Source organism: Candidatus Bathyarchaeota archaeon (assembly GCA_026014465.1).
Taxonomy (GTDB): domain Archaea; phylum Thermoproteota; class Bathyarchaeia; order Bathyarchaeales; family Bathycorpusculaceae; genus JADGNF01.
The window spans coordinates 121,386-136,697 of record JAOZID010000004.1; the positions used below are offsets into that span (position 1 = coordinate 121,386).

Consider the following 15,312-nt stretch of genomic DNA (forward strand, 5'->3'; position numbering starts at 1 on the left):
TTAATTGTATGCAGAAAAGGGGGGAGGGGGGTCTGCTTTGTGTGGGTTTGCTGTTGGGTTTTGGTTTGGGTGTGGGGATAGAAGCGTTCTTATTTTGGGGTGTGGTTGTCGTTTGTTGGAGTTGTTTGGGTGCCTGTTATATTTGTTATTGGGACTGCTGGTTCGGGTAAGTCTTTGTTTACGGCGGCTTTTAGTGATTGGCTTAAGATGAATAAGCAAGATGTTGCGACGGTGAATTTGGATCCAGGGGCTTTGCGTTTGCCGTATTCGCCTGATGTTGATGTGCGCAACTATGTGGATGCGACAGATATTATGGAAAGGTATGGTTTGGGTCCTAATGGTGCGGCGGTTATGGCGGCTGATCTTATTGCGGATGAGATTGAGAATATTACGCGGGATGTTGATGAGGCGCATGCGGATTTGACTATTGTGGATACTCCGGGGCAGATGGAGTTGTTTGCGTTTCGCGCTTCAGGACCCTACATCGTCAACGAACTCACGCGGGAGCCTAAGGCGTTGTTGTATTTGTTTGACGCGGTTTTTAGCAGTAACCCGCTTAATTACGTGAGCAACATGTTCCTGTCTGCTGCGGTGTATAACCGTTTCTTCCAGCCCCAACTGCACCTGCTAAGCAAAACCGACCTGCTACCCAAAAAAGACTCCTCCCAAATCGTCGAATGGTCAGGCAACCCCCGCGCCCTTGAAGACGCCATAGAAGCCAAACTTGAAGACACCCACAGAATCTTTAGCCACAACATGATGCACGCAATCAAACAGCTAGGCCTACAATTCCATCTAACGCCCATATCTGCAAAATCTCAAAATGGCTTCACCGCCGCCAACACCATACTAGAACGCATACTAATGCAAGGAGAAAAATACACCACTTAACGTGGTTTAATGTGGCTTTTTTTCGCCGTTGAGCAGTGACCATGCGGCTGCGAATGCGCCTCGTTTGGCTTTTAGCAGGCTATCTGGGGAACCGGCGATGACGACTACGTCGTTGTTTTGGGGTTCAAACTCGTGCATTATCTGGTTTGTAGCCTGCGGGAACTGTTCTTCGATGTTTTCGCTAACTGATTCGATGCTTAAGTGACCGTTGCGCGAAACAATAACGATAGCTCGTCTAGCTCCTGCGACGATGGCTGCGTCGCGTTGGTCAATGCCTGAGCCTACTTTGACTCCGCAGTTTTTAACCAAAAACGCGAAGTTAAACTCGGATGTTGCCAACTCGTTGTTTTCGATGGCTAAACGCCGCGGGAATGCTTCTTCAAATTCGTTCCACGTTTCTTTGCCTTTCTTGGTTAACGCGCAGCCCTCTTTTGAAGTTGTAACTAACCCCGCATCCTGCAACCTGCTAATAATCGTGCGAATCGCCCCTTCCCCAACATGCAGCTTCTCTGCTAGCTTATTGCGGCCCAACGTTTTTTGTGACAACAGCTCTAAACTGTAAAACAAATGAAAGACCGTAAATGTCGTCTTGGGACCGGGCGCTTTAGTTTCCGCTAACTTTGAAATGTATGTTTTCAGCTTGCAGGTCATGGATGTTCATCCACTATTAGCTGGACTTATTATAATTAATTTGTGCCCCAAAATGCAGATAAAACTGCCTATTTTTGGTTAAGTTTGGGTGCAAGCTGTTCAACTGCTGTTTTTAGTTTGTCCCATTCTTCTAGGTTGCGGACGCCAAACTTGTTTTTGCGTTTCCATTGTCCGTTGCGGTTTTGCCACAGGTACATGCCCATCTGCGGTTTGCCGTAGACTTCGAAAACCACGATGGCTTCCCACCACAGGTTGCTCTTGAATATGGTCACATAATCTAAAACCTTGTAGAAATCGCTAATCGGCAGTTTCTCATCTTGCACCTGAGATGGTTCAGTCATAAATCATACCTGCCCTCTAAACCTCAACGCCCAACCATTTAAACCTTAACAAACCCCCCACCAACACCAACGCAACAAAAGCAACCCCCACATTCAAAGTGCCCCAGAATTTAAGCAAAAACGCTTATGCTCCACCGTTTCGCCGCGGCTTTTGCAGGTTAAGGTTTTATTAGCTTCTTTGAGGTAGGGGTTTCTTAACGTGGTGTTATGGAAAACAAGGAGCAGCCAAGTAAGCTCAAGCAGACTTTGAGCCTGTGGGATGCGGTTAACATAAACGTGGGCGCCATCATCGGCGGAGGCATCTTTGTTGTCACAGGCATCTTGGCTGATTACGCGGGTTCCGCGCTGGTTGTTTCTATGGCTCTAGCCGCAGTGGTAGCCCTGTTCACGGCACTAAGCTTTGTTGAACTGGTCTCTTGGAAGCCCCTGGAAGGCGCCGCCTACGCGTATACGTGCCGTTTGGTTTCGCCCTTTGTTGGGTTCCTGACAGGTTGGATGTGGGTTATCGCAAACACGTTTGGGGGTGCGGCGGTTTCGTTGGGGTTTGGTTATTATTTGGCGGTTGCGGTTCCAGGGTTGCCTGCGAATGTGGTCGCGGCTATGCTTTGTTTGGGGTTTACGGCGTTAAATTTTGTGGGCGTGAAGCAGTCTGCGTGGTTAAATAACGTGTTTGTTTTGGTGAAGCTGGCTGTTCTGGGGTTTTTTGTGGGTTTTGGGCTTCTTTTTGTGAAAGCCGAAAATTTTGTGCCCTTTGAACCTTTTAGCGGCGGCATGCTGCTGGGGATGTGCTTTATCTTCTTTGCCTTTGGCGGATTTCCCCGCGTAGCCGTTCTAGCCGAAGAAGTCAAAGACGCCAAACGCAACGTTCCCCGCGCAATTTTGATTTCCCTGCTAATCTGCGCCTTAGTCTACGTAGTGGTGGGCGCTGTAGCCGTGGGTTTGGTTGGTCCATCGGTTCTGGCTTCCTCCAACGCGCCTCTAACGGTTGCCATGAGCGGTTCAGGAAACCCCTTTGCAGTTCAGGTCTTAGCAATCGGCGGCTCTGTTGCCACGGCTAGTGTTTTGCTGGCGGCGGTTCTTGGGGTCTCACGCGTAGCGTTTTCCATGGCGCGAAACCACGACATGCCCGCTGCTTTAGGACGAGTACATCCAAGGTTTGGAACGCCCTACATAGCAATTCTGGTCATCGGCTTGGTTATGGCAACAGTGGTTTTGTTCGCCGACTTAGCCAGCGTAATCGCCGTAAGCACCTTTGGACTCCTGTTTAGCTACGTCTGCGCAAACACCTCTGCCCTCCGCCTCAAAAAACAAAAACGCCTATACCCCAAAGCCATCTCCGTAATCGGGCTAATTCTAAGTCTCATGCTCATGACCTTTATCTTCTTTGCAACCCCCACCTCATGGCTCACCAGCATGCTCTTTCTTGCCGTTGGCATCGTAATTTACAAAATCAAAAGCCATCTTAGCCCACAACCTGCGCAGTGCCCCACATAAGAGACCGCGGCGAACCCCCGAGTTTAAGAATCTGCTGTTGAGGGGTTTTAGGCGCTGATTTTTGGTGGGGGTTTTAGTCGTTTGCCTAGTTTGATGCGTAGGGCTATGCGGTAGAGTTTGCGTAGGGATTTGACGAGTTGTTCTATGGTGAGTTCGGTGGTGTAGATGAGGGGGATTTGTTCGTGTTGGGCGATTTGGATGGTGGTTTGGTCGGGTTTTTCTTTGTGGAAGACGACGACGCGGGGTTTTAGGTTGCTGACTTTGACTATCATCATGGCTAGGCTGGGGTTTTCGACGTTGGTGAAGATTAAGGCGCGTTCGGTGCTTGCGCCTAGTAGCTGCGTGTATTCTTGTCCGCTAAATGCTTCTACGGCTTTTTGGCTATCCACGACAGTGTAGCCTTGGATTTCTTTTACGTACCTGTCTGTGTCTGCTATGATTTCGCCGTTTATGGCTTTGCATAGGTGTTCGACGCGTACGGGGATGGGGAATTCGCGCAAATCTACAATTGCCATGCTTGGGGAGCTGGTTAGTTTTTCGAATTCGCGTATGAAGCGGCTGCCTCTTTCTTGGTCAAGCTGCAGTAGTCCCAGGACGAATCGGCGTATGAATTTGGCGCCTGGGCTTTTTCTTCTGCCGCTTTCATAGTCGCTTATAACGCTGGCGGAGAGCTGCATCTTCTCGCTAAGGCTTATCTGCGAAACCGCAAACAACTCACGCCACTTACGCATAGTCGCCCCTGGCTTACTCGACAAAATAACCTCGCCTGCAATTCTTCTACCCAGAACCTCGCGAACACTTGGCGACTCAGACACAGCTAAACCCCCTTTAACCTCCACATCCCAGATTAGCTATAAAACTATACCGCTTCCCCAACCCCGCAGTGAATGCGTTGTTCTTTTAGTGTAGAACGGGGAACAGCAAAGGTTATAGGCACAGTTTTAGAACTCAAAGGCGGTGTCGTTTCGTGTCGTTTAAGCAGCAAATGGAAGCAGCCTCAAAAACCAAGCAATCCAGCATCGTCCTCGCATTAGATTTTCCTTACCAACCCCCTTCACAGCGCGCTGACCTGTTGCAGAAAGCGTTGGGTCTTCTTGAAGCGGTTAACCCGCACATTTGCGCTGTGAAAATCAATCATCACCTTACTTTGCCGCTGGGTTTGTTTGATGGCATCCAAAAAATTGTCTCTGCTGCCCACAGCTACGGATTGCCCGCGATTATGGATTGCAAAGCAAACGACATAGGCGCAACCAACACGGTCATTGCCAAGTACTATTTTGAAGCAGGCTTTGACGTGCTTATTGCTAACCCGTTCATCGGCTGGGAAGAAGGCTTAAAACCCATATTCGACGAAGCAAACGCGCAGAACCGCGGCGTTATCTTGCTAACGTACATGAGCCACAAAGGCGCCAGTCAAGGCTACGGACAAACCATACAACCCCAAGAAACAAACTCCGCGACCAAACAGTACCTCTCTTTTGCGCGGGCTGCCCTTGAGTATGGCGCTTCGGGTGCTGTGGTAGGCGCTACAGTTCCAGAGAAAATCCGCGAAATCCACAAGGTACTCCAAGATACGGTGCCGATTTACTCTCCAGGCGTGGGCGCTCAAGGCGGAGCGGCTTTGGCGGCAGTTGAGGCGGGGGCGCGTTACTTAATTATTGGACGCGAAATTACAAATTCGCAAAACCCCGAAGAGTCCGCGCGTAAACTCAAAAATTCGCTGCTTTAACTTGCCGTGTTGGCTTGTTAAAATGAGAACATGAAAAGTGGGGTGTGTTTGTTGGGTTATCGGGTGCGTCCGCTGTTTTTTTCCCAGAGCTCTTTTTTGAGCAGGTCTCTTACTGAGGAGCGTATGACGCTGCTTCGGCTGGGGTACATGTTGGAGCGTACGAGTTCATCTAGTCCTTCTAGGTAGGCTTCGGGTAATAGTACAGTTACAAGCTTCATTTTTTCAAGTCCCCTCTAACATGTTACGTGTATATGCATGTGGCAAATATAAGAGTTCCCAAATCGGCTGCAGAAGCGAAAATGTTATCTTCAGAATCCAAATAAAAAGACAACTGTAAGGAGAACAAAACCTTGGATGACGAAAACTACGCCTACGTGCTGGTAGCCGACCCAAAATACTGGAAGCGCCTTTGGGAAACCACCCAAAACGGCAAAAACACTCACGCGTTCGTACGCAAAAACCAAGTCGGACCAACCAACGCAAAAAAGCTCCTGTTTTACCTTAACAAACCCGTACGCTCCGTTTGGGGCGTCGCTGATTTCTTGGACCGCTCCGTGGCTGACTGCAAAAGCATCTGGGCAAGCTACGGCGAACAAACCTGCTTTGAAACCTTCGACGAATACCAAGCCTTTATGGCAGGGCGTCCTGTCGCAACTTTTGTGCGTTTCACGAACCTGCAAAAAATAGCAAATCCAAAATCTCCCAAAACCGTCAATGAGCTTTTGGGTTCGCCTAAACGGTTCATGGGCAGATACGTCACCCAAGAAGTTGCAGAGCAGCTAACCACTTGAAAACAGCGTTTAAATCCTTGGTTTGCACCTTATAGTTGCGAGCGTGAAAAACTGATGTTTCGTGTCAGAGTCAATAAAATCGAGTCAACCCGTGACGTAGATGGTAACATGGGAAAACGTATAGAGTTGGTTGAGGAACGTGAGATTCAGGGGTCAGGTTTTGTTATGCGTCCTCAAACTGACGAAGCCAAGATGGTGCAAGATGTCCTTCAAGCCTTGCAGCAGCAGATGCCCATGTTCCCCCAACGCCAACAAATGGCCATGCCCAAAATCCTTCTGTTCCTAACAGAACAAGAATACGACAGCCTAGGCATCGAATTCGACGTCAACCAAATCTACGAAGTCAAACTCGCAGACCAAGGCATAAAATTCACCAAAGTCTCCTAAACCCCCATTTCCACACGTTTTCTTTTAGCCAAACAAGCTGGTAGTGTACAGATTGAAGGTGCGGGCACACGTATTTGTAAGCGGCAGGGTACAGGGAGTGTTTTTCAGGTCATCCACCCGAACGCAAGCTTACGAGTTAGGCGTAAACGGTTGGGTTCGTAATCTGCCCGACGACCGCGTCGAAGCCGTTTTTGAGGGCGAACAAGAAGCCGTAAACAAACTCGTTGATTTTTGCAGGCATGGACCACCCCGCGCCAAAGTCACCAACGTCGACGTGACATGGGAAACCTACACAGGCGAATTCATACATTTTGGGCTAGGCTAAACCCGTTACGGCGTTGGGAAAAGGGTAAATTAGGTAGGGCTTCCTTGTTTGGTGTGGTTGCTATGAAGGTTCTTGGTTTAGTGGGCAGTCCCCGAAAGGGTGGCAACACGGATTTGCTTGTTGATGCGGTTTTGTTTGGCGCAGGCGCAGCTGGCGGCGTGGTGGAGAAGCTGTATTTGTATGATGCAAAGATTATGCCCTGCGTAGACTGCCGAGCATGCAAAACAGGGGGTTTCAAATGCGTTTTGGGTGATTCTATGCAGCAGCTTTACGGCAAACTTGAAGACGCAGACGTTTTGGTTTTTGGGACGCCGCTGTACTGGTATGGACCTACCGCGCAGATGAAACTGTTCTTGGATAGGCTGCGACCCTACATAGCCTCAGGGAAACTAGAGGGCAAAAAAGCTGTTCTAATTGTTCCGTCGCAGGAGGGCGCGGATGCCTGCCGCTCAACCGTGGGCATGTTCGAGGCTTCGTTCAAGTATCTTGGCGTAGACTTGGTGGGTAAACTGTTGCCTACCGCGTATGAAAAGGCGGAGATAAAAAAGCAGCCTGACACGCTAACCCAAGCCTTTGAGCTGGGCAAAACCCTGTAGCTACTTTTTCTTGTAGACGCGAAAGTGGCTGTCGCGTCCTGCGCTGATGTATTCGCCGCCTGCCCCTCGAACGGTAGACGCGATTTTTCCAAAGTTGCCTGAACCCAAAAACTGCTTAGGCTTAATCATGACGTAGTCGCCTTTGTCCTCGAAATCAAGCAAGCTGTCAACTTCTTCAGAAAACATCATGCGAACATCCTCCACCGTCTGCACGTTATCTCCTGAAGGCGCACTGGCTGGTGTTGCTGCTGGGGGCGGGGTTGGCGCGGCGGGTCGGGGTTCAGGAGCAGGGGCACGCGCAGGTGCAGGTGCAGGTGTGGGGGCTGGTTTGGGGGGTGCGGCGGGTTTTGCTGTGGGTTTTGGGGCGGTGATTTGTCCTGCCGCGAGGGACTGCATGCTTTTAGAAATTGTTTTCATGTCCTTGGAAACATCTTTCAAAACTGTGAGAAGTTCATCAAATTTTTCTACAAGCTGGCTCAGCTTTTCTTGGTCGGCGCTCATCAGTACCATCTCAACTTAAACTCTAAAGTACTTAAGGCGCAATCTAATTATTTGAAATTTGCCATCAACCCGCTGGCAAACAGTTAGAGTGTGACTTATTGTTTGAAATCGACGGAAGCCAAAAAAGCGGCAGCGGAACCATTCTGCGATTAGCAGTTGCGTTAGCCGCCATAAAAGCCGAATCCCTGCACTTAACCAACATACGCCAGAGCCGCCCCAAACCTGGGTTAAGACCTCAGCATCTGCAAGCAGTTCTCACAGCAGCAAAACTGTGCAACGCAAAAACCCAAGGCGCGACATTAGACAGCCAAGACCTCCACTTCGAACCCCACGAGCTAAAAGGCGGCAACTTCAACGTGGAAATTGGGACAGCGGGAAGCATACCAATGCTGTTTCTAACCGTACTGCCCATTTGCCTATACACCAAGCAACCCGTAACGCTGCATGTGTGCAAAGGCGGAACCGACACCCGACAAGCCCCAACCATGAACTACCTGCGATATGTGCTTTTGCCCTCGCTTGAACGAATGGGCGTTAAAGCCCAGATAACAGTGCAAAGCTATGGTTACTATCCAAAAGGCATGGGCGAAGCAACGCTCACAGTGAAGCCAGCGGCGACTCTGAAACCTTTTTGCATTGAAGATTTTGGCAAGGTCACAAGTGTTGAGGGCGTTTCGGTCTGCACGTTTCTATCAGACAGGCAAGTTGCACGGCGGCAAGCTGAAGCTGCAGAGCAGTTTCTAGCTCAAAAAGGCTACAAAGCAAACATCCACGTTGTAGATGACACTTCAAACCCCCTGCGACAGAAGGGCAGCTCAATTGCGTTGTGGGCAAAAACCAGCACAGGCGCTCTTATAGGCGCAGACGCCATCGGGGAACTGGGCAAATCCAGCGAACAAGTCGGCAACCAAGCCGCAGAAAAACTATGCACCGAACTTTCCGCAAAAGCAACCGTAGACGACAACTTGGCTGATATGCTAATTCCCTACGTGGCGTTGGCGCAGGGGCATTCAGAGTTTTTGGCTCACAAGGTTTCAGGTCATTTGGATGCTAACCTTTGGCTAGCCGAGAGGATGCTTGGGGTGCGCTTCAACGTTAATAGAGTCCAAACCCTATATAGGGTACAAAAAGTTGGCTAACCTGCATGTTTGAGGAGTCGTTTTCCTTAAAAGTTGCCAGAGTCTACGGCGAAAAAACGTTGACCTTAGCTAACAAGCTAAGCCTCCTTGATAGGGCGCTGCAAATTAGAAAAGACCCCGACGGCAACTTGCACCTTCCTATCAGCCGCGAACCTGACGCCGCAGAGTTAGAGCTTTTGCAGTCCAAGGTGCCCAATTTGGAAGTTGAGCGTAGCAGTTTTAGCGTGAAACCCAAAAAAGACCTCACGTTATCCGAGGCGCTGCAGAACCAGCTTCCAGAGTCGCTGCTAACGTTTGTTCCTCGCGCGTTAGACCAAATCGGTGACATAGCCATCCTCGAACTCCCCGCTGAGCTCGAAGCCTACAAGTCCGTGGTTGGCGAAGCCGTCTTGCAGGTTCACAAAAACATCCATGTCGTTCTTGCAAAAGCAGGTGCAATTAGCGGAACCTACCGCATACGCGACTACGAATTCTTGGCAGGCGAAAACCGAACCCGCACCCTCTACAAAGAATACGACTGCACCTACCACGTCGATGTAGCAAAAGCCTACTTTAGCCCCCGACTATCCAACGAGCACTCAAGAGTCGCCGCCCTCACACGGCAAAACGAAACCATCGCAGACCTCTTCGCAGGCGTAGGACCCTTCGCTGTTCCCATCGCAAAGAATAACCCAACCGCCACCGTCTACGCCATAGACATAAACGCCGAAGCCATCGCGCTCCTACACGAAAACATCAAACTTAACCACGTAGAAAACCAAATCCGCCCCCTCGTAGGAGACGCCAGACAAATAGTCCACGAGAAGCTTCGCGGCGTAGCTGATAGGGTGATTATGAATCTGCCTGAAAGCGCCAACGAATTTGTTGGTGTAGCCTGCGACGCCGTTAAGCCCTCAGGCGGTATTGTTCACTTTTACGGGTTCGTGCGCAAGCCTGACACGTTAGAAGACTTCCAGAATCGTTTTGTTCAAGCCGTAAAAGCAGCAGGCAGAAAACTCGTCGCCTTTGAGCATGCCAAGACCGTGCGTGAAACTGCCCCCTACGAATGCCAAGCTGTCCTTGACGCCCAAATCCACTAAGCCCTGACGGTTAACGTGATTTTTGCTTGCTGCTTTGGGTTTTGTAGTTTTTTGGCGAGTTCGCGCGAGAGGTCGTTGGCGGCTTTGTCGGCGTTGATGGCTAGGGTGCGCTCGGAGGTGAAGAGGCTTTTGCGTATGACCATCTCGTTGGGGTGGGTTAGGCTAAGTTGTGGGGAGCCCTGCGCTTGTAGTTGTTCTGTGAGGTTGCCTACTTGGATTTGCACGGTAAGTTTGGCTTGGGGACTGCGTAGTAGCTCTTTGAATTCTGTGCTCAAATCAGCTGCGCCCTTATCTGCTGACACGACAAGTATGCAGTCGCCCTGCCACGTCAAATCCGCTTCTTTAGTGAACTCTACTGTGGATTTGTGGGTAGCCTGCACCTTTTCATGCCCAAACCCGAAAACAACCTCCACCACTTCATGCACAGGCATTTACTCTGAAACCTCAATTGAATCCACTTTACCATCCCCGTCCAAATCAAAACCGTGAATAACCACTGCGAAGCTGTCTGCGTCACGGTAGTTCTTTAGCGTTTTTTCCCAGAACTTTGTCAACGCCAAAACACACGCTTTAGTTCCAACCGCCTTGTTTCCAGCCAAAACCATTATGCTCTTGTGGTCATCCCACGGATTAGGAATCTTGGCTATTAACCCTGCTGAGTCAACCGTGAAAACCCGCTGTGTTTTCTTGGAAACCAAGCCGCCAAACAAAAACCCCTGCTCTGAAGACTGCATATTAAACTGCACAGGCAAAAACCCGTTAAGCTCCTGCGTTAGCAAATTCGTGCCTGGACCCCCAACCAAAATCAAATTGTTCTTCTCCTCCTTCTCCGCCTTCATATCCACATCCAACCTAACGGCGAAATCTTCTGGAACCTTACTGAACTGCCCCAAAAACAATGCAAGATGCGCCGCGTAGTGACCGTCTCGGGCGCTGGTTTTGAAAGGTCCATGAGGCGTTGGGCTGCCGACAACGATTTTTGCATCCAAAGCACCGTTCTCGTCAATGAATTCTTTAAAGAAGCTGTGTATTTGCTTGTTTGCTCCCAGAAATGACTGCCGCTGCATTTTGGTGTAGCCGCCGGGAAGTTCTATGCCAAACGCGGGGGAAACGGTGCGGTAGTACTTGGCGGTTGCGCCTTTGCGTTTCTCTTCGTGCTCCACAACTATGGCGCCTGCTTCTGCAAGTTTTTTTATGTGGTAGTACACTTTTTGTTCGTGGATGTCTAGTTTGCGGGCGATTTCCAGTGGGTACATGGCTTCTTTGTTGAGGAGTTTTAGGATTTTCCAGCTTAACTTGTCAAGAATCATTTTCAGGTCTTGGGGGTTTTGCATGACGCTGATTTCTTTAACCTTTTGTACGGCGCCTTCTTCTTGCAAAAGCAGTTTCTTGCTCACAGCAGTTCCCAAAACATAAGGCATCTCACCGTTATTAATAATTTTGTTATGGTTGCAGTATTCTTCCAGCCAGGCTCTAAACGGGGAAAACCCTTAAAACAAAAATTATAACAGTCCCCAAAAATATGCGCCTTTTCTTTGAAAACTCCATGAACAACACGAAAACTGCTAAAACTTTTTTTGTAAGTAACAATCCTTCTCCTAACAACACTTAATAGCAGTTTTCCCCACACCAAAACGGTAGACAAGGAGACAACAGGCTAATGTGTGGAATCTTTGGTTGCATAATCAAAAACGGCGATGTATCACCTATAATTCATGCTTCTCTTAAACGTCTGGAATACCGCGGGTATGACTCGGTAGGCATATCCACCATCTATAACGGGGAGGTAGTCACTAAAAAAGACCAGGGAAAAATTGATGAAGTTCACAAACTTCTCAACTTGGACAGTTTGTCTGGTTCTGTTGGCATTGGACACACCCGTTGGGCAACTCACGGCGCACCACTAAAAGTTAATTCTCACCCTCACAGCGACTGCACGGGTCAGATAACCGTGGTTCACAACGGCATTATAGAAAACTTTGATGAACTAAAAACGGAGTTGGAAAACCGTGGGCACACGTTTGTTTCCAAAACCGACACCGAAGTTATTCCTCACCTTATCGAAGATATTTTCAAAATTAACCCTGACTTTGACCTTACCCAAGCCGTTTTAGAAGCAGTCAAAAAACTTGAAGGCTCCTACGCCGTCGCTGTCATATACTCCAAAGAACCCGACAAAATCGTTTGCGCCCGAAACGAAAGCCCCCTTGTCATCGGCGTAGGCGAAGATGCGCTGTACTGTGCTTCTGATCTTACCGCGTTTTTGCCCCTAACCAATCAAGCCCTACTGATAAACGACAAAGAACTTGTCATACTCAAAGCTGACGGGTATGAAATCCGAAAAATCCAAGACAACAGCGTCGTAGAGCGCAAACCAAAACTCATCGACTGGACCCCTGAAATGGCAGTCAAACAAGGCTATCCCCACTTCATGATAAAAGAAATCCACGAACAACCCGCCACCCTAAGAAACACCCTGCGAGCCCAAGAACACTACCTTGATTTGCTCTCAACTTTTCTTGACCGCGCCAACGAAGTCTTCCTAGTCGCTTGCGGCACCAGCTACCACGCTTGCCTTGCAGCATCTTACATGTTCTCCAAACTCGCGTTCCTGCCAACATTCCCAGTTTACGCCTCAGAATTCGTAGAACAACACGGCAAATCCGTAAACATCGACAGCACCATCCTAGCTGTTAGCCAATCAGGAGAAACCGCCGACCTGCTAGGTGCAGTTACTTGTTCACAGCAACGCGCCGCTACCATCTTGGGTTTGACAAACACGGTTGGTTCGACTTTGACGCGGGTTGCGCGTGTGTATATTGGGCAGCAGTCAGGTCCCGAGATTGGAGTTGCCGCGACCAAGACTTTTACGTCGCAGCTTTCCGTTCTAGCACAGCTAGCCCTGTACTTATCTACCAAACGAGGAAAAGTCTCCCAAGACGAAATGGACTACCTCAAAGAAGAACTCGACCACCTGCCCGACATAGTAGACACCATAATCAACACGCAAGAAGAAAAAGTCAAACAACTCGCCAAAAAATACCGCGACGCCAAAATCTTCTTCTTCTTAGGACGCGGCGTCAACACCGCAACCGCCTTTGAAGGCAGACTCAAACTCATGGAAATCGCCTATATCCCCTCCATAGCGTTCCCCGCAGGCGAGAGCAAACACGGACCCATAAGCCTTATCGAACCTGGGTTCCCCGTGATTTTCATATGCCCCAAAGCAGGCCAAACCCACAAGACCCTAATTGGCAACATCATGGAGATGAAAGCCCGTGGCGCCTCGATAATTTCCATAATCGAAGAGGGCGATGAAGAAGTCAAAAAACTCTCAGATGACTACATTGAGGTTCCCTGCGGTGTCCCCGAGGTTTTGTCGCCGATTCCGTTTGTAATTCCCCTGCAGCTTTTAGCCTACTTCATGGCGTTAGAACGCGGAGTAAACCCTGACACTCCCCGAAACTTGGCAAAATCAGTCACTGTCAAGTAATCTTCGCCTCTCTTTTTTGTTTGTTTAGCTTTATATTTTATGCCACGAAAGGTTGTGTGGGTATTTGGTTTGGAGGCTTCGCATTGGGAGAGACTTGTAGATAGCTTAGTGAAGCAAAAGTTACTGCGTACCCCCCAAGTAATCCGTGCTCTGCAGGCAATACCGCGCGGGCAATTCTTACCTGATGACCTGCAAAAACACGAAGCCACAGACACCCCCCTATCCATAGGGTCGGGACAAACAATTTCTGCGCCTCACATGGTCGCTATAATGGATGAAGCTTTAGATTTGAAGACGGGGCACAAGGTTTTGGAGGTCGGCGCAGGTTCAGGCTGGCACGCCGCAACAGTTGCCCACATCATAGCGCCTCCCGCAGCGCCCCGCAGCGAATGGGGACACGTCTACACCGTAGAAATCGTGACGTCCCTAGCAAAAAACGCAAGGCGCAACATCCGCGAAGCAGGCTACGGCGACCGCATAACCATCATAAGCGGCGATGGCTCCTTGGGATACAAACAAAAGGCGCCCTTTGACCGCATCTTAGTTACTGCCGCAGCGCCCCGCATCCCAGAGCCTTTACTTGACCAACTAAAACCCCACGGCATCCTCGTCGCCCCTGTAGGCAAACTATCCCTGTTCCAGTACCTCATGAAAATAACCAAGCTCCCAGACGGAAAAACCGCAGAAGAAAACCTAGGCGGCGTAGCCTTCGTGCCCCTAACAGGCAAATTCGGACACAAACTCTAACCTAGCGGGTTAGCCAAACCATTTCTCCAACGTGGTCTTGCTTTTCTGTTTCTGGGCGCCTGCTTGCATTTTCTGCAAAATCCTGCGTACGCGTTCTTCGCTAAAATCTTTTTGTTTGCACAGAAACTCTACAATGCCCTCTGTGTCGGGGCTGCGCCACTGCAGCGTGTAGTCGTCGGTGGTTTCTGGGTGCTTGAAGACTTCGCGGATTTCTTGGGGCGAATTTTTGAACTCTGCGTTTTTGATGTACGGCAAAGCAGCTTCTATATTGCCATGTTGTTTGATGAGTTTTAACGCGGTTTTAGGTCCTAGTCCCTTGATGCCGTCAGGGTTAAAGTCCGTACCCACCAGTATGCCCACATCAATTAGTTGCTCATGGGTTATGTCGCATTCTTTGAGCAGGGTTTTTAGTGTTACCATTTCGGGGACGACTTCGACGTAGACGTTTCGGCGGGGGAGTTTGCGTCTTCCTGAAAGTGTAAGGTTTCTAATGAGTGTGGGTGCGCCAAAGAGCAAGCTGTCGTAGTCTTGGCTGGCGGTGTAGTCCGCTTTACCCTGTTTGGTCATGTACGCGGCTTGGGCTTCCCCTTCACTAGGCGCCTGTACATACGGCAATCCCATCAACTCCAACAGCTTCTTACTCTCCTCTTTCATGTAATCCGTCAATTTGCTGGTTGCCTGAGCAAACTTGCGTGCCGTGACAAAATCTCCTGCGGCTTTAGCTTTCTCAAACTGAGATTTTGCTTCCTCTTTCACCTGCTTGCGCCGCTCAATCTCCTCAGCCTTCAACTTGGGTGGTTTGCCATCAAAAACGTAAACAGGCTTAATCCCCATCTCCACAACACTGCTAGTCCGATAAAACAACCCACTCAAATGGCTAGTGACTTTCCCCGTGCTATCCATCAAAGGCGTCCCGTCAGGCTGACGAATAATCGACAAAAACTGATACAACGTATTATACGCATCAACCGCAATAACCTTACCGCCTAAATCCTGCAGCTTAACAGGAGTTTTCGGAAGCAAATCCCGCAAATTAACACCCAAAACACTACACCACACCACTAAAGCCAAAAACAACCTAAAGAAACTATCGAAAACCCCGCCTCGCCCCGGGCAATTCTTTGGTGCCTGTTTTTTTGTTGTTTATC

19 protein-coding genes are annotated in these 15,312 nt (G+C 49.4%); 11 read left to right on the forward strand and 8 right to left on the reverse strand.

The features are described 5' to 3' along the window. Positions 1–129 precede the first annotated feature (129 nt). On the forward strand, positions 130–891 hold the full coding sequence (locus NWF04_00615; protein MCW4005090.1) for an ATP/GTP-binding protein: 762 nt from the start codon (positions 130–132) through the stop codon (positions 889–891). Between the two features lie 6 nt (positions 892–897). On the opposite strand, the gene NWF04_00620 is transcribed toward NWF04_00615, so the two are convergent. Both NWF04_00620 and NWF04_00625 read right to left on the reverse strand, forming a co-directional pair. Next, on the reverse strand, positions 898–1,422 hold the full coding sequence (locus tag NWF04_00620) for a hypothetical protein (protein MCW4005091.1): 525 nt from the start codon (positions 1,420–1,422) through the stop codon (positions 898–900). Positions 1,423–1,610: 188 nt separating this feature from the next. Next, entirely contained in the window at positions 1,611–1,883 is a 273-nt protein-coding gene (locus NWF04_00625; protein ID MCW4005092.1) for a hypothetical protein, read from the reverse strand. Between the two features lie 207 nt (positions 1,884–2,090). Here NWF04_00625 and NWF04_00630 point away from each other — a divergent pair, with 207 nt between their 5' ends. Continuing rightward, entirely contained in the window at positions 2,091–3,377 is a 1,287-nt protein-coding gene (locus tag NWF04_00630) for an APC family permease (protein ID MCW4005093.1), read from the forward strand. Between the two features lie 47 nt (positions 3,378–3,424). On the opposite strand, the gene NWF04_00635 is transcribed toward NWF04_00630, so the two are convergent. Beyond that, a complete protein-coding gene (locus NWF04_00635) occupies positions 3,425–4,192 on the reverse strand; it encodes a transcriptional regulator (protein ID MCW4005094.1) in 768 nt (255 codons plus the stop codon). A 152-nt stretch (positions 4,193–4,344) separates the two neighbouring features. On the opposite strand from NWF04_00635, the gene NWF04_00640 reads away from it, so the two are divergent. Continuing rightward, a complete protein-coding gene (locus NWF04_00640; GenBank protein ID MCW4005095.1) occupies positions 4,345–5,106 on the forward strand; it encodes an orotidine 5'-phosphate decarboxylase in 762 nt (253 codons plus the stop codon). Between the two features lie 56 nt (positions 5,107–5,162). Here NWF04_00640 and NWF04_00645 read toward each other — a convergent pair whose 3' ends face one another. Further along, positions 5,163–5,324 carry a ribbon-helix-helix protein, CopG family gene (locus NWF04_00645; GenBank protein ID MCW4005096.1) on the reverse strand — a complete coding sequence of 54 codons (162 nt, stop codon included), beginning with the start codon at positions 5,322–5,324 and terminating at the stop codon, positions 5,163–5,165. A 132-nt stretch (positions 5,325–5,456) separates the two neighbouring features. Here NWF04_00645 and NWF04_00650 point away from each other — a divergent pair, with 132 nt between their 5' ends. The 4 genes from NWF04_00650 to NWF04_00665 all read left to right on the forward strand — a co-directional run bounded on the left by NWF04_00650 (position 5,457) and on the right by NWF04_00665 (position 7,205). Further along, a complete protein-coding gene (locus NWF04_00650) occupies positions 5,457–5,897 on the forward strand; it encodes a hypothetical protein (protein MCW4005097.1) in 441 nt (146 codons plus the stop codon). A 54-nt stretch (positions 5,898–5,951) separates the two neighbouring features. Further along, the gene (locus NWF04_00655) at positions 5,952–6,284 is read left to right on the forward strand and encodes an arcadin 1 (protein MCW4005098.1); all 333 of its coding nucleotides are present in this window, start codon (positions 5,952–5,954) and stop codon (positions 6,282–6,284) included. 52 nt (positions 6,285–6,336) lie between these two features. Continuing rightward, positions 6,337–6,609: an acylphosphatase gene (locus tag NWF04_00660; GenBank protein ID MCW4005099.1), complete on the forward strand. Its 273-nt coding sequence runs from the start codon at positions 6,337–6,339 to the stop codon at positions 6,607–6,609. Positions 6,610–6,671: 62 nt separating this feature from the next. Continuing rightward, on the forward strand, positions 6,672–7,205 hold the full coding sequence (locus tag NWF04_00665; protein ID MCW4005100.1) for a flavodoxin family protein: 534 nt from the start codon (positions 6,672–6,674) through the stop codon (positions 7,203–7,205). Here NWF04_00665 and NWF04_00670 read toward each other — a convergent pair whose 3' ends face one another. Continuing rightward, the gene (locus NWF04_00670; GenBank protein ID MCW4005101.1) at positions 7,206–7,706 is read right to left on the reverse strand and encodes a hypothetical protein; all 501 of its coding nucleotides are present in this window, start codon (positions 7,704–7,706) and stop codon (positions 7,206–7,208) included. Between the two features lie 98 nt (positions 7,707–7,804). Here NWF04_00670 and rtcA point away from each other — a divergent pair, with 98 nt between their 5' ends. Further along, entirely contained in the window at positions 7,805–8,845 is a 1,041-nt protein-coding gene (gene rtcA / locus NWF04_00675; GenBank protein MCW4005102.1) for an RNA 3'-terminal phosphate cyclase, read from the forward strand. A gap of 5 nt (positions 8,846–8,850) precedes the next feature. Further along, positions 8,851–9,924 (forward strand): class I SAM-dependent methyltransferase family protein, encoded by a 1,074-nt coding sequence (locus NWF04_00680; GenBank protein ID MCW4005103.1) that lies wholly within the window; start codon positions 8,851–8,853, stop codon positions 9,922–9,924. Here NWF04_00680 and NWF04_00685 read toward each other — a convergent pair. Both NWF04_00685 and NWF04_00690 read right to left on the reverse strand, forming a co-directional pair. Further along, positions 9,921–10,355, reverse strand: a complete 435-nt coding sequence (locus tag NWF04_00685) for a DUF371 domain-containing protein (GenBank protein ID MCW4005104.1) — start codon at positions 10,353–10,355, stop codon at positions 9,921–9,923. The two genes, NWF04_00680 and NWF04_00685, sit on opposite strands and share 4 nt — an antisense overlap. Next, positions 10,356–11,321, reverse strand: a complete 966-nt coding sequence (locus NWF04_00690; GenBank protein MCW4005105.1) for a helix-turn-helix domain-containing protein — start codon at positions 11,319–11,321, stop codon at positions 10,356–10,358. It lies immediately after the preceding gene. Between the two features lie 263 nt (positions 11,322–11,584). Here NWF04_00690 and glmS point away from each other — a divergent pair, with 263 nt between their 5' ends. Both glmS and NWF04_00700 read left to right on the forward strand, forming a co-directional pair. Further along, a complete protein-coding gene (gene glmS, locus NWF04_00695; protein ID MCW4005106.1) occupies positions 11,585–13,417 on the forward strand; it encodes a glutamine--fructose-6-phosphate transaminase (isomerizing) in 1,833 nt (610 codons plus the stop codon). A gap of 39 nt (positions 13,418–13,456) precedes the next feature. Beyond that, on the forward strand, positions 13,457–14,164 hold the full coding sequence (locus NWF04_00700) for a protein-L-isoaspartate(D-aspartate) O-methyltransferase (protein MCW4005107.1): 708 nt from the start codon (positions 13,457–13,459) through the stop codon (positions 14,162–14,164). A gap of 9 nt (positions 14,165–14,173) precedes the next feature. Here NWF04_00700 and fen read toward each other — a convergent pair whose 3' ends face one another. Continuing rightward, the gene (gene fen / locus NWF04_00705; GenBank protein MCW4005108.1) at positions 14,174–15,208 is read right to left on the reverse strand and encodes a flap endonuclease-1; all 1,035 of its coding nucleotides are present in this window, start codon (positions 15,206–15,208) and stop codon (positions 14,174–14,176) included. Positions 15,209–15,312 lie beyond the last annotated feature (104 nt).

Excerpts from the sequence above, each read along its gene's own strand:
- NWF04_00680 (MCW4005103.1), top strand. The coding sequence starts at position 8,851 with ATGTTTGAGGAGTCGTTTTCCTTAAAAGTTGCCAGAGTCTACGGCGAA.
- NWF04_00685 (MCW4005104.1), bottom strand. The coding sequence starts at position 10,355 with ATGCCTGTGCATGAAGTGGTGGAGGTTGTTTTCGGGTTTGGGCATGAA.
- NWF04_00645 (MCW4005096.1), bottom strand. The coding sequence starts at position 5,324 with ATGAAGCTTGTAACTGTACTATTACCCGAAGCCTACCTAGAAGGACTA.
- glmS (MCW4005106.1), top strand. The coding sequence starts at position 11,585 with ATGTGTGGAATCTTTGGTTGCATAATCAAAAACGGCGATGTATCACCT.
- NWF04_00625 (MCW4005092.1), bottom strand. The coding sequence starts at position 1,883 with ATGACTGAACCATCTCAGGTGCAAGATGAGAAACTGCCGATTAGCGAT.
- NWF04_00655 (MCW4005098.1), top strand. The coding sequence starts at position 5,952 with ATGTTTCGTGTCAGAGTCAATAAAATCGAGTCAACCCGTGACGTAGAT.
- NWF04_00670 (MCW4005101.1), bottom strand. The coding sequence starts at position 7,706 with ATGAGCGCCGACCAAGAAAAGCTGAGCCAGCTTGTAGAAAAATTTGAT.
- NWF04_00630 (MCW4005093.1), top strand. The coding sequence starts at position 2,091 with ATGGAAAACAAGGAGCAGCCAAGTAAGCTCAAGCAGACTTTGAGCCTG.
- NWF04_00665 (MCW4005100.1), top strand. The coding sequence starts at position 6,672 with ATGAAGGTTCTTGGTTTAGTGGGCAGTCCCCGAAAGGGTGGCAACACG.
- NWF04_00700 (MCW4005107.1), top strand. The coding sequence starts at position 13,457 with ATGCCACGAAAGGTTGTGTGGGTATTTGGTTTGGAGGCTTCGCATTGG.